Origin of the sequence: Imperialibacter sp. EC-SDR9 (assembly GCF_902498805.1) — a bacterium.
Lineage (GTDB): Bacteria > Bacteroidota > Bacteroidia > Cytophagales > Cyclobacteriaceae > Imperialibacter.
The window spans coordinates 13,479-32,946 of record NZ_LR701582.1; the positions used below are offsets into that span (position 1 = coordinate 13,479).

Genomic DNA, 19,468 nt, shown 5'->3' on the forward strand with positions numbered 1-19,468 from the left:
GTTTCTCAGAGTCCCTTGCAGGAGACTCTGAGTGAAAATCGGGCTTTGTTAAACGATTTGAAGTTTGAATTTCTGTAGTAACTCTTCCTGTATGAGGCTTTTTAACGACGTATCCGCCAGGGGGATTTCTGCCCATAACACTCCGTCTCCCATGTTCTCAAAATTACTCAATTGTTTGGGGCTCGCTGTAGCCAATCCTCTAAACTGGCTAATCTGACGCTGTAGTACAGTGCCATTGTTGAGGATAAAAAGAATTGAGTTATTTTCCTTCTGTATGATCACATTGCTGATTTTTAAGCCATTAAAGACGATGGCTGTTTCTATTGGTGACATTTCAGACGAATAGATATCCACTTGATCATTGTCCTTAAAGCTTGCGAGTATCTCTTCGATAGACTTTATATCAGTTTTGTCAGTTATTACAGTAGGCATCCCAGTATTCCGTTAGTTGTGCTATATTCTCTTCTGCTAATTTAAGCAATTGCCGCTTCTCTTTTTGCTTGAATCCTTTTAGATAAAAAACTGCTATATCTGGTTTGATCCATAGTTTTCCACTAGCATCTCCTTTTTTGACGTGCATATGCGCACGTTCGGCGCAGTCTGCTGCAAAAAAATAAAAGATATAGCCCTGGATTGTTAAGACTCTTGGCATGGCTCAAAAATAATCTAAAAGGTTAGATTCTTCTCAAGCCCTTTGCAGCGGACTCTGCGTGAACAGCAGGCTTTGCTGTACAAGATTTTGATGCAAAAATGCTAGAACTCATCTGCACAAGCTCTTGGGGCAATCTGGTCACTAAATTTGTTGATAGCGTGATCTGAATCCATAGATGTAAAGAAGGTGCTTATGTCTGTTGCAAAAAAGAAAGCTTTTCCATCTGAAAGCTCTAGCTTAAATACAAATGGCGATAGCGACGTTTTTTTGACAGCAATAAAGTTTTCTCGTTTAAAACTATCGCTAGATAGTAGGTTTCTGAAATTAATGCTCTGTCCAACCACCTCAATTTCCCGAAGGTTGAGATAAAGAGCATTGAACCCTGTAACAATCCCAATTCCAACTACAAGACCAAAAAGACCTGACATGGTCGGCTTGATGAAAAGGATTATTGCAAATATCAGCAGCCATAATCCACTAAAAAACATCACCACTCCTTGCACAAATATGACAGCTATACTTCCGATTTTCATAGTCTTTGTATGTCCTCAGTCTCAGAGTCCCTTGCAGGAGGCTCTGATAGAATGCGATCATCTAAACCCCTCAGAGTCCCTTGCAGGAGACTCTGAGGGGAAAGCTCGAATGCTTTTCTCAATCCAAATGCTCATTCACCACATCCAGCAAGTACTCCTTCGGGTCGCTGGCGTATTGCCAGAACATGATGCCGGCCAGGCCATTGTCGTTAACATATTCGCACTTAAGCTTCACAGAGCTTTCGTCGTCGTATACTACCAACTGGTTGTTCTCGGCATTGAACAAGTAAGGTGACTTAGCCGCATCATCCCAGTAGCGTACGAACCCAGCCTTGGCCATCAGGCTGTCTTTGATGAACGTAAAGCCGCCACCTCTCATTACCTCGTCCCTCGGGCGAAGGATGCCCAGATTATCGCTGCTTTTCATCGTCCAGCTACGGCCGTAGAAGGGAACTCCCAGCACCAGCTTCTCAGCCGGCACGCCCTGCTCGATATAGGTTTTCACGGCTTTGTCGGCAGAATTTTCTTTTTCATAGTTTTCGGAAGGATAGAGGTTGCTATGGTGCCCCACGGTATCCCCGGCCACATAGAAATCGTAAGCCATGATGTTCACGAAGTCGATATGTTTGGCTACGTCGCCCATATTGGTGACTTCAAAAAGCCTCGGGAAGCAGGGGAGTGCGGTGGATACAATGTATTTCTTGCCAGTGGTAGCTGCCAAAGCATCCAGCTCTTTCCTGATGGCTTCAAACATCAGGGTGAAGTTCTCTTTGTCCTCATCCCGGAACACATTGTCCTCACCTTTCAGGCCAGGGTATTCCCAGTCGATATCGATACCGTCGAGGTTGTAGTCGGCTACGATTTTGGCACCGCTCTTAGCAAACTTTTCCCGGGAGCTGGGTGTGAGCACAGCATCCGAAAAGTTCTCGCTCCACGACCAGCCACCTATCGAGATCACGATTTTCAGGTCAGGATTGTCTTTTTTCAGGTAGTTGAGCTTTCGAAAGTTGACGCTGTCAGTTTCGAGGTTGGTTAACCACGCCAGGCTGTCTTTTACGTCTACAAAGGCGTAGTTGATAATGGTCAGCTTGTTGGCGTCAATATCTTTTTCATCGAGCAAACCACGGAAGCCTGGTACGTAGCCGATGATTTCTTTTTTTGAAACGGAGGCTTCGATTGTTTCTTTTGATGTTTCCTGTTGGCAAAAGGAAAGGGCCAGGCACGATGTTGCAAGGACTATGGAATTGATCTTATTCATGAACGAGGGATTTTGACAAACACATAGAGCAGACTGTTTTGGTTAGGGTTAAATAAACGAATGTCCTCAGTCTAAAATGAGAATTTCTTTCACTACCAATGTTTTGCCGAGTATGTCAATGATATCGAATGGTTTGAAGATTTGTTTTTCATCATAGGCTTTGCTACCCGGCCGCTTGAAAACTTCAATGGCATTAGCGTCAATGTCTACTATCCAATACTCGGGAATGCCAAACGAAGCGTAAAAAGGCATTTTTACGTTTTTATCATACTTGACAGATGAGTCAGCTACCTCAATGACAAGAAGTATATCAGAAACATTGGGGTGCGAGCCGCTATAATCGTCAGATCTAAACTTAAGAATAGATATATCGGGCTCAGGCTCATTTTTATTGTCTAGCCTAACAGGAGATTGTACGCCGATTGTTGCCTCTTTTTCAAACAACATATTTAACTGTCTCGCCAAACGGTTGACGATCGCCGCATGTTTACTACCTATAGGACTCATCTCGTATATTTCACCATTGATAAGCTCAACTCTGTCATCCGTTTTCAGAATACCCACTTCTGCCATTTTGTAGTATTCTTCAACGTTGATGAGTCTTTTTTCTACTTCTACTGGCATACAGCGTTTCTTTGTTAATTAAAGATAGAAAATATTTACATGGTTGAAAACACACCAAAATGGCAGATAATTCTATAGTGATTAAAAATCTGTATCAGCCTTCTTCAAATCAAGTTCTTCAATCCAGATATTGCGATAAAACACATCGTGGCCTTCTGCTTGTAGCTTAAGTCCGCCAGGCACGTCGGTGATGCCCTTGCCACCATCATTGCCGCCGTCGATACCTGAGTTAGGCCCGCCCCACACCTGGCTGATGACCTGATTGGTATGGGCTTTTTTGCCGTTGAAGTAAAGCGTCACCATAGGCTGTTCGGTCAGCTTGCCGTCTTTGAACCGGGCAGCACGGAAGACAATGTCGTACGAATTCCATTTCCCCAAACCATTGTAGGCGAAGTAAGGCGATTCTGATTCGTTGATGACTGCGCCCAGGCCATGACTGGTGGAGTCACCGTCCAGCACCTGGATTTCGTACCTGTTTTGCAGGTACACCCCGCTATTACCGCCGGGATTAACAATCAGGAATTCCACATGTGCCCGGAAGTCACGGAATCTTTTGTTGGTTACTATATCAGCGGCGCCGTATTTTCCGCCCGCACCAGCTGGGTCGTTGCTGCTCATGACAGTTCCGCCGTCGACCGGGTCTTTCACAATCTGCCATTTAATCGGCAGCTGAGCTGCCAGCCTGGGGCCATCCCAGTAGGTCCAGTTTTTATCCAGCATATCACGGGAGCCATCGAAGTAGACTACGGCCTTTTTTGTCGGTTTAGCTCCGACATTTATGTTGGACTGAGCGAAAATACTGGTTGCAGAAGCAGCCAGAAAGAGAGCGGTCAGAAGGGTGTTTTTTAGCATTGTTTTATGTTTATCTATATCGATTATTTAGCACCAGCTACGTTCATTTTTACTCCATAAACAGCATCCATTGCTGTTATGAAAAGTGTTTTTCGGTCTTTGCCGCCAAAGCACACATTGGCAGTCCAACCTTCATCGATGGGGATTTTGCCGATCTCGGCACCAGTCTTATCAAATATCGTCACGCCTTTTCCCGTCAGGTAAATATTGCCCTGGCTGTCGATGGTCATTCCGTCGGAGCCCATAGCGGTGAACAAGGTTCGGTTGGTGAGGGTGCCATCTTTTTGTATGTCGTAGCGGTAGGTTTTGCGGTCGCCAATGTCGGCTACGTAAAGGTTCTTCCCATCGGGCGTACCTACGATGCCGTTAGGTTGCTTGAGAGTTTCGTCTACCCGCTTTAATGTCTTTTTGCCGGGGCTCAGGTAATACACGTGCTGTCCGTCCTGCTGCATGGCTTTGTCACGTGCCCAGTAGTCCCTCGGGTACAGTGGGTCGGTAAAGTAGATGCCTCCTTTGGCATCGATCCACAGGTCGTTGGGGCCGTTGAGCAACTTGTTGTCGTAGTTTTCGATCAGCACCTTTTGCTGACCATCCATGCTGAACGACCACATTTGGTTGTCCATGTCGGCACAGGCTACGAGGTTCCCTTTTTTGTCAAAATACAAGCCATTCGAGCGGCCGGAAAGTGCGGCGAAGGTGCTTATTTCGCCTGAAGCGGCATCCCAGCGCAGAATGGTGTTGTTGGGCTGATCAGTGAAGTAAACATTGCCGTTTTTGTCGGGCGTTGGGCCCTCAGTAAATTTGTAGCCATCGCCAAGTAGTTCGACGGTGGCACCCGGTGCCAGCAATGAACGGTCGTCTGTGATCTGGGCTTGCGCTACCCCGACGAGCAGAAACAGGCATATTGACAATAACGATGAAGTTTTTTGCATAAGGATTGTTTAAGTAGCAGTGTTGAATTTCAGCTTTTAAAATCAAAGGAAAAAGCATTAGCTAAAAAGATACATGGAAGGTCGTTTAGTGCTATTCACAAGCCTTCTTTTTGTTTAAGAAAAAGAGCTGTTGATTGCAAAAATACAGATGCAATCATCCCTGCAAATTTAAAATAGATGTTTAAATTTGCAGGGATGATTGAGCGACTTATAGAAAAAGATTACCTTACTTCTTTGGAAGAGTTCCCAGTCACGGCCCTTATAGGCCCCAGACAGGTGGGCAAAACTACACTCGTCAAAAGTGCCTTCGTTGAAGCTGAAATGATTTATCTGGATCTTGAGAAGGATTCGGATATCAACAAGCTTCAGGATCCGGAGCTATTCTTTTCTGCTCACATCAATAAGACGATCATCCTTGATGAGATTCGGCACAAGCCGGAGCTTTTTCCATTGATCAGGGCATTGGTAGACGAAAACCGAAGGCCCGGCAGATTTGTGGTGCTGGGTTCGGCTTCTCCGTCACTCCTGAAGCAAAGTTCTGAGAGTTTGGCAGGAAGGATCAATTACCTGGAAATGTCGCCGCTGAGCCTCATGGAGGTGAAGCATAAGGTGTCGCTTGATAACCTGTGGATGTATGGAGGCTTTCCAGAGCCTGCTCTGTCGGGCAAAAGGGGTTTCGTTGAGAGGTGGTACCGAAGCTTTATCAACACCTATATTCAGCGGGATCTGCCCCTTTATGGCTTGCCTGCTGCGCCCCGTGTTACCAGGCAATTGCTTCAGATGATTGCCTCTGTGCATGGTGGAATTTTGAACTATAGCGATCTGGCCAGGTCGATAGGGCTTACAGTGCCCACTGTCAAAACGTATATGATGTTTTTGGAAAATGCGTTTTTGATTACACTGTTGCAACCGTGGTATGCGAATGTGGGCAAAAGGATCGTAAAATCTCCCAAAGTATATATGCGTGACACGGGGGTTTTGCACTACCTGTCCAATATTTCAACTTATGATAATCTCATAGGGCATATAGTGGCAGGGCGCTCCTGGGAGGGTTTTGTTATCCATCAGGTGTCGACAGTGCTTCGTGCCGACGATGAAATGTACTTCTACCGTACACAGGACGGGGCTGAAATTGACCTGCTGGTACGCAGAAATGGCCGCTGGCTGCTGGCCGCTGAAATCAAGCTGACGAATTCTCCCGTGTTGACCAAGGGTAGCTACCTGGCAAAAGAGGACTTGCAAGTAGAAATACTTCACGTAATTACACCCGGTGCCGACAATTACAGGATTGCCGATGGTGTGGAAGTAACTAGTTTAAAAGCCATACTGACATTTTTGGCAAACAGTTAGGACTATTTTAAAGAAAGTCCAGGGATGAGTGGGATTCGTCCAGAGACGAAAGTAGCCTCACACATCAATTCCTATTGCATTTTCCATCTACTTGTGCTATCCTGAGCTAACAACACACTATCATGGTTCTACGAATATTTACCTGCCTCATAGCTGTTTTCTTAATTGGAGGCCGCTTCAGTCCACTTTTGGCCCAAAAAAAGAGTAAGTCAAAGAGGGAAAACAACTCGCCAGAGAAAATAATCCTTGCGGATAAAGGACAAACCCTCTACCGGATTGTCGTTCCGTCGGCAGCCACGATTGATGAACAAAAAGCTGCCAGCGTATTGCAAGACTACCTGCTTCAAATTTCGGGGGCTGTGCTGCCGATTATTGAAGCTGACAGGAGCCGTAGCCGGTACGAGATCGTGCTTGGTCAAAACGAACGACTAGGTGAGCTCGGCATCAACGTCAATCTGAACGAACTGGGAGAAGATGGCTTCCTTATCCGCACCGACAGTGCGAGGCTGTTTATAACCGGAGGGAATGAGAAAGGAACACTCTACGGCGTGTATACTTTTCTGGAGAACTACCTCGGATGCCGGATGTATTCACCAAAGGTAAAGGTCGTGCCGAAGCAGGCGACAATCGTGTTGGACAAAATTGATGATAAGCAAGTGCCAGTGATTGGCTTCCGGGATACCCACTATCGGGTTACCTGGGATGCTGAGTACATTGACTGGCACAAGCTGGATCACAATGCTAAGGGCGGCAGACCTGACTGGGGCATGTGGGTGCACACCTTCAACGAGCTGGTGCCGCCAGATGTATACTACGACGAACATCCTGAGTACTTCGCCATGGTGAATGGCAAGCGGCTGCCTACGCAGCTATGCCTCACGAACCACGAAGTACTGGACATTGCTATCCAGAACCTTCGTCGCAAAATCGCTGAAAACCCGGACGCCAAATACTGGTCGGTCAGTCAAAATGACAACCGAAATTTCTGTACCTGCGACAATTGCAGGGCTATTGATGACAGGGAGGGCTCACCTTCAGGTTCTATCATTCAATTTGTGAACCAGGTGGCAGATCAGTTTCCTGAAAAAATGATTTCTACCCTGGCCTACGAATATGGCCGGGCCGCTCCCAAAACTTTGATACCCAGGGACAACGTCAATATTATGCTGTGCAGCATTGAGGCATTCAGAGATAAGCCCATTGAAACGGATACGACCAGCGCCGATTTTGTGAAAGATGTGGAGGACTGGGGCAAGATCGCCAAAGACATTATCGTGTGGGATTATGTGATCCAGTTCAATCACCTGATCAGCCCGTTCCCTAATCTTCACACCCTCAAGCCGAATATTCAGTTTTTTGCCAGAAATGGAGTGAATGCGCTCTTTGAGCAAGGCAATCGGGAAGTGGGTGGCGAATTCGCTGCTTTGAGGGCTTACCTGATCTCAAAACTCATGTGGAATCCTGATGAAGATGTGGATGCCCTCATGAACGATTTTCTTCAGGGGGTTTATGGGCCTGCTTCGAAGCCTATCAGAAGCTATATAGACGAAATGAAAGAGGCCATGCTGGCTTCCGGCCAACCGCTGAGGATTTTCGGTTCGCCCAACGAAGCGTCAACAAGTTACCTGTCACCCGAACTGATGAAGCGGTACGAGCAATTGTTTAATGCAGCTGAGCTGGCTGTTGCCGATTCAGCCCAGCTGCTGGAGCGGGTGAGGATAGCCAGGCTTCCCCTTGAATATGCCTGGATGGAACAAGCAAAGAAGAAGTTTGCAGGAGAAGGAGGGGTGTTTCAAAAGTTTGGTGATCGCTGGGAGGCAAGTACGGTTTTCCGGTCAAAAGTCGACGACTTTACTGACCTCTGCATTAGGGAAGGAGTGACCCAGGTAAAAGAATGGAGTACCTCGCCCGACGAATACAGAACAGCCAACTATCGCCTGTTGGCTCAGGGTATGAATGAGCATTTGGCCTACGGTAAAAAGGTGACTTTTATTAGTCCGCCCAATGACCACATTGCCGGGGAACATGCCACTATGCTTACAGATGGCATTCGGGGCAGCCAGGACTACACCTACAACTGGTTTAGCTTTTCAGGACAAGATTTGGAAGTGGTGATTGACCTGGAAGAACTCCAACCCGTGCGCCGGATTGAGTCGGCTTATTTTCAATATGGCTTCTGGCTGAGGCTTTTCCCCAAAAAGGTGGAGTATTCACTGTCGGCCGATGGTGAAAACTACACGATTGTGAGCACTGTGAATAATACCCTGCCCATTGATCAATACGGAGGACAACAGCGGGACTTCATTGGTGAGTTTGCCCCACAAAACGCCAGGTATGTCAAAGTAAAGGCTTATTCAATAGGCAACACACCGGGCTGGCACCCAGGAGCAGGCAGGCCAGCCAATATGCTGATTGATGAGATTGTGGTGGAATAGGGGCATTTGGCACTCCCGGAAGTGCTGGTGATGGTTCCGTCGTTTTAGGGCAGCTGCCGGAAAAGCTATTTATTCCAATAAATCTTCAGATTGTTGCTGGCTCTTCCGGCTGCTACGATGTCCAGCTTGCCGTCGCCGTTCAAATCCATTACCTGCAAATCTTCGCAAGCCATGCCATTGTCGTCAACCCACTGCGACTCCCACTTGCCCCCGGTTACTTGCTGATAGAGCTTGATACCTACCTTTCCCTCGGCATTGGGCGTTCTCCATCCGGCAACGATTTGCTCATTGCCCATGCCAAGGAAATCTGCCACCGCCAGGGCATGGCCCTCTTTCAGTTGGTCATCCAGCACTACTCTTTTCTTTTCATTTCCCAGGTAAGCCACCACTGCATTCCCATGCATAGGCTCTATCGTAGCGAGGAGGCTATTACCGACCCGTACTTCTCCGGCTCCGTACTCTATTTCGCTTATTTTTTCAGCTGCCCCTGCCGAGCCTTTGCCAGCAAAGCCCCGAATGACCCTCACACCCTCCTTGCCACCAAAATACAGGCTGCCACTCTTTGGCCCTGAAGCTGCCACATCGAGGTTGTGGGTCATGTGCATGTTGTTGTCTAACACCACGCTATTCCAGGCATCTTCAATGTTCTTTGGGTATTCGTAGGCGATGATTTTTACCCCGTCTCCTTCACCTCCTTTGTTGTTTCTCCCGTGCAGGGGCACAACTATGAGGTGAAATTTACCGTTTGTTGCCTTCGCCCAGCGCATCCGGTGAATGGTAGGCTCGTGCGGAAGCTCGACGGCCTTCCAAAGCTGGGTTCGATCCTGGGGAGCTATCAGGTAGTGAATGGAGCCCGATTGTGCTGTGTTGCTGGTTTCGCCGGGGTTCCACTGGGCGCCAACGGCTACTTCTACTTTGCCATCTCCGGTGATATCCATGGCCGCAATGCACACATTGTCCCGCTCGGTCAGGTTGTCGATCATAACAAACTTTTTCCAGTCGCCATTTCGGTACCACACGAATTGCTTTTTGTCGGCCAGGAGAATATCGGGCTTGCCGTCGCCATCAACGTCGCCCAGGGCGATGCCGTAGCCAATCGCTACCTGGTCGTCAATTAACTGTGCTTCGAATGGGGCCTTGGGAGGTGCAATGAACACCAGAATGATGAGACTGAGGAAGTAAATCATAACGTATCTTCTTTACATGGAAAAAGCAACAACCCGGCTGCTGAGCTCCGGGTTGTGGGCTATTTGCAAATGAAAATACAAATTTCTTATCGAAATACAGAGCAAACAGGCAACTACCTATACACCAGTCTGATCCTCCCGTCGGAGGTGCTCAGGTTCACGTCTAAACCACCACCGTTGGTCTTGCCATCGATGACCTCTTTTGTTGACCGTCCTGAGAAGTTGACCAGCGGCACGTCGACGGATTCTCCTTTTACATAGAGGTTCATGCCCAGATTGTCGGGTACAGAAATTTCTATGTTTCCGTCGGAAGTTTTAGCCCTTAAAGAGCCCCTTAGCTCAATGATATTACCCTTGATGCTGCCGTCCGATGCTATGGCCTCCATTCCGCCGGTTAGGTCTTCGAAATAGATGTCGCCATCCGAAGTTTGGGCGGTGTGCGTTTTCCCTTTGGCGTTGTAAATCTCAATGTCGCCGTCGCTTGTGTGAGCCCTGGCGGTTCCATTGATATTTGTCAGCCTTATGTCGCCGTCACTTGTCGTAGACTCTACGTCTCCAATTACATTGTTGAAGTCGATGTTGCCATCGCTGGTGCGGCTGTATACACTTCCTTTGATTTTCTCACCTCTGATATTGCCATCCGACGTTACGCCGGATACGTCTCCGGTAATTTCTGCAAGGACGATGTTGCCATCGCTGGTCTTTAGCTTCTGGCTGGCGGTCATGCCTTTGATCGTCACATTACCATCCGACGACCTTAAATCTCCAGCAGTTTCTTTGGGGGCGTACACCTTAAAATCGACATTGATGCGGTCTCTCCAGTCAATATTCCACGAATTATTGGGGTATTTCACGGTAATGTCAACACTGCTGCCGGTTTTGATGATGGTGAGTGTCAACTCTTCTTCCAGCTGAGTTCTTGAGATATCAAGCATGCGGCCGTTTTGTTTGACCACAAAAAACACCTCTATCTCGCTGCCATTACCGGGCAGCACATCAATGTTGCCATCGGAAGACGATATGCTGAGTTGTGCAGGCGTTGAAACTTTGTAGGTTTCTTTGAAAGAGTAGTCAAAGTCCCGGGAGATAGCGGAAGAGACCGTTACCAGTGCGCAGAAAAGTAGTAGAGCAATTGATTTCATTTTATTTGAGTTTTGTTAGAAAAGCATGGTAATGAACCACACTGGGTAAGACGTTTGTCGTTGCCAGTGTGGTTACACTATTTAAAGATGCTTTTCGGGCTCAAAGGTTGCGTTATCTTCTTTTTTTATTTCTTACTCGTAGCGCAGGCAGTCGGCGGGGTTCACCCGGGCAGCTCTTAATGTTTGCATACCTACTGTGATCCATGCTATTAGAAGCGCAACTGCTCCTGCTCCTGCAAAATACCAAACTGTCAGATTGATAGAATAAGCGAAGTCCTGCAGCCATGTGCTTGTAAGATAATAGCTGATGGGTAAGGCAATAAGGATGGCGGCACCCACCATTTTTGTGAAGTCCGATGTAAGTAGCCATACAATGCTCCAAACTGAAGAGCCGAGGATTTTACGAACGCCGATCTCTTTAAGTCTCCGTTCTGCGGTGAACGATGCCAGGCCAAATAACCCCAGGCAGGAGATCAGTATAGCAAACCCGGCAAAGTATTTTGAAAGGCTGCTGACCCTCTGCTCGGCCACGTACTGTGCCTGGTAGTCCTGATCAAGGAAGCTGTATTCGAACGAATAGCCAGGGTTGAATTCGCCATAAAGGTCTTCCAGCCTTGCGAGCGTCTCCTTTTCTCTGCCGGCCTCAATTTTCACCATCACTTTCATCGTTTGCGATGGATCGAACCTGATGATGAGCGGGTTTACTTTTTGGTGTAGCGACTGGAAGTGAAAGTCTTTAGCGATACCTGCGATCTTCATGTCCTTCCCCCAAAACTTGACCGACTTCCCTATAGGATTATCAAGCCCCATTGCTCTGATGGCAGCTTCATTGAAAATAAGGTTTTCCTCATTGGCACCGAAATCTTTCGAGAAAGAGCGGCCTTCCAGGATATCAATGCCCAATGTTTCAATAAGGTCGTAGTTAACCGTTACTACCTCAAACCGCACATTTTCCTCGGGGTTTTTACCTTCCCACTCCACGCCCTGCGTTGAATTTTGGGAGCCCACTACAATGGCTTGAATGCTCGATGCGTTCACTACACCCGGGAGGTTTTTAGCCTCCGAAAGAAAGGCATCCTGATTCTCCATCACTCGCCCCTCCTTGTCGAAGTGGATCACATTGTCCTTGCTATACCCAAGGTTTTTAGACTGCACATAATTCACCTGCTGATACACTACCACCACCGAAACGATCAAAATAACCGACATGGCAAACTGGAAGACAACAAGCCCCTTTCTTGCCCAGAGTTGTCCTACCGAAGTGCTTATTCTACCGCCTTTTAGCACAAAAGCCGCATTGAATTTCGAAAGGTAAAGTGCGGGGTAGCTGCCTGATAAAAGTCCGGTAGCAATTGTGATACCAAGCACCATGAGAATAAGGTTGGCGTCAAGGCCAAGCGAGAGCTGTTTTCCTGTGATGGTGTTGAACTGTGGAAGGAAAAGTAAAACGAGTAAAATGGCGACAAAAAGGGAGAAAAAGGTAAGCAGGGTAGATTCGCTCAGGTACTGAAAAACCAGGGACTTCCGGTCGGCTCCAATGGCTTTTTTAACACCTACTTCTTTCACTCGCCTTGAAGCCTTGGCAGTGGACAGGTTCATGAAGTTGATGCAGGCTATCAGGAGGATGAAAACGGCGATAACCGAAAAAAGCCTGACATATTCTATTCTCCCACCGGCTTGCACGCCGTTTTCGTAGGAGCCATGCAAGTACCTGTCGGAGTACCTTGTGGCAAACAGTGATACGTTGGAGTTCTCAAGTTTTGATTTGATGTACCCCTCAATTTTCTGGTTAAATGCATCAATGTCAGTGCCTTGCCTGAGAACCAGATAGGTGTCGGGGCCATGATTTCCCCAGTGCACATTTCTTCCTATTGCATCGCTCATGTCCTGCCACATCTTCCAAGAAAGCACCATATCGAAGCTTTCAGTTGAGTTGGCCGGGAGGTTTTCAAAAACAGCCGAAACAGCTACCGGGTATTTGAAATTGAGGAGCTGAACCTCCATGGTTTTACCGATCACATTTTCAGTGGTTTTAAAGACTTTTTTGGCCAGGTCTTCGGAAATGGCGATCGATCCGATGTCGGAAATAGCGGTTGAGGCGTCGCCTTCAATCAATGGGAAGGAGAACATTTTGAAATAGTCTTTCTCAGCGTATTGGCCGGTGGCTTTGAAATAGTTGTCGCCTTCCACAAGCGTGAAATTGCCAAACCACTCGGAGGGAGTAACGCCAGCGCCCATTTCGATCTCAGGAAACTCCTTGATCATGTTCTCGGCCAGAAAGTCAGGTGTGCTGGTTTGCGTGATGACTCCGTTGGCTAGCTCAGTGTTTTCCATCACCTGATAGAGCCTGTCGTCGTTAGCATGAAATTTGTTGACGTGAAGCTCGTCGTTTACCCACATGTAAATGAGCAGAGCGCAGGCCAGACCGGTTGACAGACCAACGAGATTAATAAAGAAGGAGCTTTTGTACTTTTTAAAGTTCCTGAAGGAAAGTAGTAAGTTGTGCTTGAACATGGTTGTAATATTTGAGTTTGTTGACTGCGTCTTTCTTATCGCAAAAGGTCTTAGGTAGTGAAGTGTTTGGTACCAGTAATTGCGTCGGGCTTTTGATAGTGACTTCCTTTCGACCGTCACATAAAACTTCTCCTCCAGGTCACCGAGGACTTCTTCGGCAAGATCAGCTCGGAGTAGCATTAGAAGTAGCTTCCCGGCGAGACGTGGAGGAGTGTTCGTTTTGTTCATGCTATTTGGACGCTTTTATTATGTATGGTGTAACATTCATCTACTCGCTTTTCAGGCTTCTACCGGGGTTCACCATCGCCGCCCGGATGGTTTGGTAGCTGACAGTCGCCAGCGTGATGACGAGTGTACCAGCCAGAGTGACTACGAACACCCACCAGTTGAGCGTGGTATGGTACTCATAGTTATCAAGCCAGCCGGTCAGCAGGTAGTAGGCCATTGGAATAGACACGAGAGATGATATGACCACAAGAGCCGCAAAGTCCCTGGAAAGCAGTTTCCAAAGGTCGAACAATGAAGCACCCAACACTTTTCTCACACCGATTTCCTTGGTGCGTTGCTCTGCCACGAATGAGGCCAGCCCAAAAATGCCCAGGCAGCTAATAAAAATGGCCAAAGATGTGAAGGCGGTGGCCAGCTTGCCAATTCGTTGTTCGTTGCCAAATTTCCTTACATATGCCTCGTCAACAAACTGATATTCGAACGGTTGAGATGGGTTGAATGTAGTGAAGACGGCTTCAACAGTTGCCATGGCATCGCTGCCACTCACAGTGGGATTGAGCTTGGCGATCACATAGTTGCCGGGGTCATTGTTAACATAGTAGACAGTAGGCGCCACGGGCTCATAAGGAGAGCTGGCAATGACGTCTTTGACAACACCCACCACCTTTAGCGGATCGCCAAACCATTTCACAGTTTCTCCCACAGGACTTGGCAGACCCATAAATGCGACAGCCGCCTCATTTAAAATCACCGCCGAGCTGTCCGATCCAAAATCTTTTGAGAAGTCCCGTCCCTGTGTTACCTCCCAACCAATGGTTTGGCCAAAGTCGAAGGAAACACCTACCGTAGGGAAATCGACCGAAAGAGCGGGATCTTTACCAGGCCAGTCGAAGCCGCTGGTGGTTGACCAGGTGCTGGTCATCGGGCTCTCCGATTCAGCCATTTCTACAATGACACCCTTGTTTGTCAGCTCTGTTTTGACTGCATCAAAATGCTTATGAATATCGCTGGTCAGGAGGGGTATGGCCACGAGACCGTTTGAGTCATAACCCAGGGGTCTGTTTCTGGCAAATTCGATCTGCTTAAATACGACCAGTGTGCCCACAATCAAAATAAAGGAGATAGAGAATTGAACGACTACCAACACTTTGCGTGGAATAGTCGCCATACGGCCTGCTTTGTAGGTGCCTTTGAGCGCCCTCACTGATTGTATGGATGAGAGGTAGAGGGCAGGATAGCTGCCTGCAATCAGGCCTGTGAATAAGGTGAAGCCAATGCCAATCATCCAAAAAACGGGGTTGTTCCAAAGGATTGCTATCTGCTTGTCTGCCACTTCGTTGAAAAATGGCAACGACAATTGAACGATGATGACAGAAAGAAGAAAAGACAGACAGGTGACCAAAACTGACTCGGTGAAAAACTGTGCTATCAGGTGGCTTCGGTGGGAGCCAATCGCTTTGCGAATGCCAATCTCTCTTGCCCTTTTTTCGGACCTGGCGGTGCTCAGGTTCATGAAGTTGATGCAGGCCATCAGCAGAACGAAGCCCCCAATGATGCCAAACAGCCATACGTACTTGATCCTGCCGCCCACGTTCACTCCGTTTTCAAAGTCAGAGTACAAGTGCCAGTTGCTCATGGGGTCAAGAAAGAGTGCCGGTTGCTTTTTGGCCAATTCGGGATTTACCTTTTTGAGCTTCGCATCTTTTATCTTGGCCGAAATGGCATTTAGGTCTGCATTTTCAGGCAACTCCACGAACACCTGAAAGGCGTTGGGTCGCCACGGATCATTCATCGTTCTGATCCACTCGGTGGCATCGTAGTACAGCTGCCATGGCGCAAAGAAGGAAACGTTTTTGAAGGTAGAGTTGCCCGGCAGGTCTTCGTACACGCCTGTGACGAACACATTCATCCGGTTGTCGAGCTGAAGCTGCTGTCCAACCGGGTCATTATCGCCAAAATAAGCTTTTGCCAGTGATTGCGAAAGCAGGATGGAAGCGGGCTCCTGCAAGCTGTTTCGGTTGCCGGCCATCATTTTTAGAGTCAGCACCTCGGGCAGGTTCGGTTCAACGAACAGCCCAGTCTTGGTGATCTTTTTGTCGCCTGCTGCGATGATCATTTCCCATTGGCCAGAAGCGAGAATCACCTCTTTAAAATCACTTCCGTAGCTACTTCTGAGCTCCTCAGCCAGTGGATAGGGAGCCGTTCTCCAAGTCTGAATTTCTCCGTTGTTGGATACGTTTTGTATTACCTGGGCCACATGGTCGTAGTTTTCGTGGTACTTGTTGTACGATAACTCGTCCCAGATCCACAGGCCAATGAGGATGGCCACTGCCATGCCCCCCGAAAGCCCGGCCGTATTGATAAACGAATGCAGTTTGTTTTTCCGCAGGTGGCGTCCAGCGGTTTTGATGTAATTAATGTACATGTCGATGTTATTTGAGTTTTTTGACCGTTTCGATTTTCTTAAAGCAAATGGCCTCAGGTAATTCACTACCTGGTACCAGTAATTCAGCTTTGCTTTCCATGCCGATTTCCGTTCCGCTGTAGCATAGAATTTCTCCTCCAGGTCGCCCAGCACTTCCTCGCCGAGGTCGTCTCTGACCACTCGGAGGAGAAGCTTTTCAGCCAGGCGGGGTGGAGTCGATTTTATTGACCGTGGCATTATTCTGACCGTAATTTTTCAACAGGATTTGTTAGAGCTGCTTTCAATGTTTCAATGCTAATGGTCGCCAGAGCAATGACAATTGCTGCCAGACCTGCAATGGCAAACAGCCCCCATGATAGCTCCACCCGGTTGTTGATGTCGCCAAGGAAAGCATCCATTAAAAGCCACCCGATTGGAATGGCAAGAAAAACGGCTACCAATACCAACTTCATAAAGTCGAAGGCCAGCAAGGCAGCAATACCTGACACGCTTGCTCCCAGGATCTTGCGAATGCCCACTTCTTTGCCTCGCCGCTCCACCATGTAGGCTGAAAGCGCAAACAGACCGAGACATGCGATAACAATTGACAGTACTGCAAAAGTCATGAAAAGTGTCCGGGCCCTGGTGAGGGCACCATACATCTGTTCAAAGCGCTGATTCAAAAATGCGTACTTGAAAGACTGATTGGGAACGAAGCCTTCCCATACAGCACCCAGGGCAGTCAATGTGTTTTTGATATCGGCTGACTTCACACTTACAGACAGCACTTCGTTTCCTGTGCCGTAAACCATGGCAAGTGGCTCAACAGTCCCCAGTACAGATTCGAAATAGAAGTCTTTCACCACTCCGATCACTTTGTATTTTTCGTCGAACATATCGATGACCTCGGCTCCCACAGGTTCCTGAAGTGCCAGTTGCTTTGCCATTGATTCATTGATGATAATATTGAATCGGTCGGAGGTTATTCCGGAAAAGTTTTGCCCCTCCACGAGCGTCATCCCAAAAGCGTCAAGATAATCTTTGTCGACCGTCCACCTGGTCGCTTCGAATCCGTTATTCAGCAGCCTTTCTTCAGCCAGCCAGTAATTTCTATTGTGCGTTGCGCCCCCCTCCACTGGGAGGAAGTCGCTTACTGTCGCAAAGCTCACGTCAGGAACGCTCAGTATTTCATTCTTAAGCGCTACTTTCTTTGCTGAATCCAAAGTATTCAGCCCCAAAATATTGATGACCTGTTCTTTGTCGTAGCCCAGCGATTTGTTCATGATCAATCGAAACTGCTCCTGGCATACGATCGCACTAATGATAAGGATAACAGTTACCGCAAATTGAAACACAACCATGCCGCTTCGCATAAAAGAGGTGTTTTTTCCTGCGCCTTTAACACCTCTAAAAACTTCTGATGGGTTGAATTTTGACAGGTAAATAGCTGGGTAAAGCCCTGACAGGATACCAATGGTCAAAGCAAGAGCCAGTAGGGAGGGAGCAAACCACCACTCGAACCAGGGCATGTCAAGGGATTTTCCCGCCAGAGAGTTAAAAAATGGAAGGGCGATTGTCGCCATGATAAGTGCCAGAAAAATCGCTATTGTGCAAAAGACGACAGACTCGGACAGATATTGAACGATCAGGTCGGACCTCACCGAACCAACTACTTTCCTTAGTCCTACTTCTTTGGCCCTCTGGATAGACCTGGCGGTGGACAAGTTGACAAAATTTACACAAGCCAGTAGGAGAATAATGCCGGCAATTGCTCCAAAAATCCAGACCAAATCGAGAGAGCCGTGCTGACTGTTATCGTTTACCTCGGCGCTGTTCAGATAGACATCGGCAATGGGCTGCAGATAGTAGCTGTGGTGCTCTTGCATTTCATTCAGTCCTGCTTTTCCAGCTGTGCGGAGTTGATCCATTACGTAGGTGTCTCTCACTTGCAAAAGCTTTTGTTCAGTAGCGCCAGGATCAGCTCCAGGTTTCAATTTGGTGTAGAAGACATAATTGGTACAACACCAGCCGCTTGTTCCAGGACCAGATTTTCTGCCAAAGAGTGTAAGAATAAAGTCTCCCTGAAGATGCGAATTGAGAGGAAAATCTTCCATGACTCCGCCAACAGTGTAAGTATCTTCCGGATTGTCATTGAGGACCATTTGTCGGCCAACAGGGTTTTCATCCGAAAAATATTTGTCTGCAATGGTCTGGGAAATCACCATTCTGTTTGGCTCGGCAAGTGCATCCTCTCTGGTGCCATGAACCATTTTGATTTCCAGAATGCTGAGAAGCTCCGGATCGGCATAAAAGAAGCCATCTTCATCAATATTGAAATTCGACTTGGTTTTCCTAACGAGGTTCGAACCGGCGTTTCCCCAACTCCACAGCACTGTTCTTGCTACGAGATCTACTTCCGGCACATTTTCTTCAATGACGGTTTTTAGCGGACCTTGCAAATTGGTCCATCTCCCAACTTCGCCACCTTCCTTCCATTGGTTGGTCATGCGATAAATGGCGCCCTGATCCTGATAAAATGTATCGTAGCTCAACTCATGCCTTACAAACAAGGCGATAAGCAGGCAGGCAGCAATGCCCATAGCAAAACCGCCGATTTTGATTGATGAAAATGCCTTCTGGCGTGAAACAGATCGCCAGGAAATTTTGATATAATGTTGTAGCATGGCCTGTGTATTTGAGTTTTTGAGTCTTGACTTTTGTATAGCAAATGGCCGCAGGTAATTCATCGCCTGGTACCAGTAATTAAGCTTCGCCCTCCTGGCCGACTTTTTTTCCACTGTAGCATAGAACTTCTCCTCCAGGTCGCCCAGCACTTCCTCGGCCAGGTCGTCACGGAGCACTCGTTGGAGCAGCCGTTCTGCTAAAGGTGGCGGTATGTGGGGCCGCTTTTTCAACCAAAGTTTAGTTTGCCAGTGGCAAAGGCCGGAAATTGACTCCACAGCGAAACCCGAAAGTCTCTTGAAGTCTCCAGTGCTCGTTGGCCACTGGCGGTGATGGTATAGATGCGCTTCCTGCGCCCGCCCCGCTCGGCTGTGGCCTGGCCCATTTCCGATTCGAGAAAGCCCTTTTCCTCCAGCCGGTTAAGAGTGGAGTGCACAGCTCCGATGGAGACTTCTCGTTTCGTCTGACTTTCGAACTCTTCTGCTACTTTGAAAGAGTAGGCTTCTTCTCCCAGAATGCCCACAAGCAGTAAAAGAACTTCTTCAAATTCGCCCAATTTTGTTTCCTTCATGATATATGATACTAGATTGTAGAGCTAATATACGAAGAGAGTTTTTATTTGTTCTACTTTTTAGTAGGAAATACTTCTTTAAGCACGAATGGCAAAAACGAAAA

Annotated in this window: 15 protein-coding genes; 2 read left to right on the forward strand and 13 right to left on the reverse strand. The window is 47.7% G+C overall.

Going from position 1 to position 19,468, the window contains the following annotated elements:
* Positions 1–48 precede the first annotated feature (48 nt).
* The 7 genes from GC130_RS11385 to GC130_RS11415 form a co-directional block, all read right to left on the reverse strand.
* Positions 49–432: a hypothetical protein gene (locus GC130_RS11385; protein ID WP_151998434.1), complete on the reverse strand. Its 384-nt coding sequence runs from the start codon at positions 430–432 to the stop codon at positions 49–51.
* On the reverse strand, positions 413–652 hold the full coding sequence (locus GC130_RS11390) for a DUF4160 domain-containing protein (protein ID WP_151998435.1): 240 nt from the start codon (positions 650–652) through the stop codon (positions 413–415). Before GC130_RS11390 ends, GC130_RS11385 begins: the two co-directional genes overlap by 20 nt.
* A 101-nt stretch (positions 653–753) precedes the next feature.
* A complete protein-coding gene (locus GC130_RS11395) occupies positions 754–1,185 on the reverse strand; it encodes a hypothetical protein (RefSeq protein ID WP_151998436.1) in 432 nt (143 codons plus the stop codon).
* Between the two features lie 118 nt (positions 1,186–1,303).
* The gene (locus GC130_RS11400; RefSeq protein WP_151998437.1) at positions 1,304–2,443 is read right to left on the reverse strand and encodes a glycoside hydrolase family 18 protein; all 1,140 of its coding nucleotides are present in this window, start codon (positions 2,441–2,443) and stop codon (positions 1,304–1,306) included.
* A 66-nt stretch (positions 2,444–2,509) separates the two neighbouring features.
* Complete coding sequence (locus tag GC130_RS11405; RefSeq protein WP_151998438.1) at positions 2,510–3,067, reverse strand: Uma2 family endonuclease; 558 nt, start codon at positions 3,065–3,067, stop codon at positions 2,510–2,512.
* An 81-nt stretch (positions 3,068–3,148) separates the two neighbouring features.
* Positions 3,149–3,919 (reverse strand): DUF1080 domain-containing protein, encoded by a 771-nt coding sequence (locus GC130_RS11410; protein WP_151998439.1) that lies wholly within the window; start codon positions 3,917–3,919, stop codon positions 3,149–3,151.
* A gap of 23 nt (positions 3,920–3,942) precedes the next feature.
* Entirely contained in the window at positions 3,943–4,851 is a 909-nt protein-coding gene (locus GC130_RS11415) for an SMP-30/gluconolactonase/LRE family protein (RefSeq protein ID WP_151998440.1), read from the reverse strand.
* A gap of 177 nt (positions 4,852–5,028) precedes the next feature.
* Between GC130_RS11415 and GC130_RS11420 the strand changes: the two genes are divergently transcribed.
* Both GC130_RS11420 and GC130_RS11425 read left to right on the forward strand, forming a co-directional pair.
* On the forward strand, positions 5,029–6,201 hold the full coding sequence (locus tag GC130_RS11420; protein ID WP_226940447.1) for an ATP-binding protein: 1,173 nt from the start codon (positions 5,029–5,031) through the stop codon (positions 6,199–6,201).
* Positions 6,202–6,323: 122 nt separating this feature from the next.
* Positions 6,324–8,636, forward strand: a complete 2,313-nt coding sequence (locus tag GC130_RS11425) for a DUF4838 domain-containing protein (protein ID WP_151998441.1) — start codon at positions 6,324–6,326, stop codon at positions 8,634–8,636.
* Between the two features lie 65 nt (positions 8,637–8,701).
* On the opposite strand, the gene GC130_RS11430 is transcribed toward GC130_RS11425, so the two are convergent.
* The 6 genes from GC130_RS11430 to GC130_RS11455 all read right to left on the reverse strand — a co-directional run bounded on the left by GC130_RS11430 (position 8,702) and on the right by GC130_RS11455 (position 19,364).
* Positions 8,702–9,823: a VCBS repeat-containing protein gene (locus tag GC130_RS11430; RefSeq protein ID WP_151998442.1), complete on the reverse strand. Its 1,122-nt coding sequence runs from the start codon at positions 9,821–9,823 to the stop codon at positions 8,702–8,704.
* 113 nt (positions 9,824–9,936) lie between these two features.
* Positions 9,937–10,965: a DUF4097 family beta strand repeat-containing protein gene (locus tag GC130_RS11435; protein WP_151998443.1), complete on the reverse strand. Its 1,029-nt coding sequence runs from the start codon at positions 10,963–10,965 to the stop codon at positions 9,937–9,939.
* 132 nt (positions 10,966–11,097) lie between these two features.
* Positions 11,098–13,707: an ABC transporter permease gene (locus tag GC130_RS11440; RefSeq protein WP_226940448.1), complete on the reverse strand. Its 2,610-nt coding sequence runs from the start codon at positions 13,705–13,707 to the stop codon at positions 11,098–11,100.
* 40 nt (positions 13,708–13,747) lie between these two features.
* Positions 13,748–16,369: an ABC transporter permease gene (locus GC130_RS11445; protein ID WP_201568382.1), complete on the reverse strand. Its 2,622-nt coding sequence runs from the start codon at positions 16,367–16,369 to the stop codon at positions 13,748–13,750.
* Positions 16,369–19,026: an ABC transporter permease gene (locus tag GC130_RS11450; RefSeq protein ID WP_151998444.1), complete on the reverse strand. Its 2,658-nt coding sequence runs from the start codon at positions 19,024–19,026 to the stop codon at positions 16,369–16,371. The genes GC130_RS11445 and GC130_RS11450 overlap by 1 nt, the downstream gene beginning before the upstream one ends.
* On the reverse strand, positions 19,023–19,364 hold the full coding sequence (locus GC130_RS11455) for a PadR family transcriptional regulator (RefSeq protein WP_151998445.1): 342 nt from the start codon (positions 19,362–19,364) through the stop codon (positions 19,023–19,025). The genes GC130_RS11450 and GC130_RS11455 overlap by 4 nt, the downstream gene beginning before the upstream one ends.
* Between the last annotated feature and the right edge of the window lie 104 nt (positions 19,365–19,468).

Coding starts and splice junctions, on each gene's coding strand:
- GC130_RS11455 (WP_151998445.1), bottom strand. CDS start 19,364: ATGAAGGAAACAAAATTGGGCGAATTTGAAGAAGTTCTTTTACTGCTT.
- GC130_RS11405 (WP_151998438.1), bottom strand. CDS start 3,067: ATGCCAGTAGAAGTAGAAAAAAGACTCATCAACGTTGAAGAATACTAC.
- GC130_RS11445 (WP_201568382.1), bottom strand. CDS start 16,369: ATGCCACGGTCAATAAAATCGACTCCACCCCGCCTGGCTGAAAAGCTT.
- GC130_RS11415 (WP_151998440.1), bottom strand. CDS start 4,851: ATGCAAAAAACTTCATCGTTATTGTCAATATGCCTGTTTCTGCTCGTC.
- GC130_RS11430 (WP_151998442.1), bottom strand. CDS start 9,823: ATGATTTACTTCCTCAGTCTCATCATTCTGGTGTTCATTGCACCTCCC.
- GC130_RS11440 (WP_226940448.1), bottom strand. CDS start 13,707: ATGAACAAAACGAACACTCCTCCACGTCTCGCCGGGAAGCTACTTCTA.
- GC130_RS11395 (WP_151998436.1), bottom strand. CDS start 1,185: ATGAAAATCGGAAGTATAGCTGTCATATTTGTGCAAGGAGTGGTGATG.
- GC130_RS11420 (WP_226940447.1), top strand. CDS start 5,029: ATGTTTAAATTTGCAGGGATGATTGAGCGACTTATAGAAAAAGATTAC.
- GC130_RS11400 (WP_151998437.1), bottom strand. CDS start 2,443: ATGAATAAGATCAATTCCATAGTCCTTGCAACATCGTGCCTGGCCCTT.
- GC130_RS11410 (WP_151998439.1), bottom strand. CDS start 3,919: ATGCTAAAAAACACCCTTCTGACCGCTCTCTTTCTGGCTGCTTCTGCA.
- GC130_RS11385 (WP_151998434.1), bottom strand. CDS start 432: ATGCCTACTGTAATAACTGACAAAACTGATATAAAGTCTATCGAAGAG.
- GC130_RS11435 (WP_151998443.1), bottom strand. CDS start 10,965: ATGAAATCAATTGCTCTACTACTTTTCTGCGCACTGGTAACGGTCTCT.
- GC130_RS11390 (WP_151998435.1), bottom strand. CDS start 652: ATGCCAAGAGTCTTAACAATCCAGGGCTATATCTTTTATTTTTTTGCA.
- GC130_RS11425 (WP_151998441.1), top strand. CDS start 6,324: ATGGTTCTACGAATATTTACCTGCCTCATAGCTGTTTTCTTAATTGGA.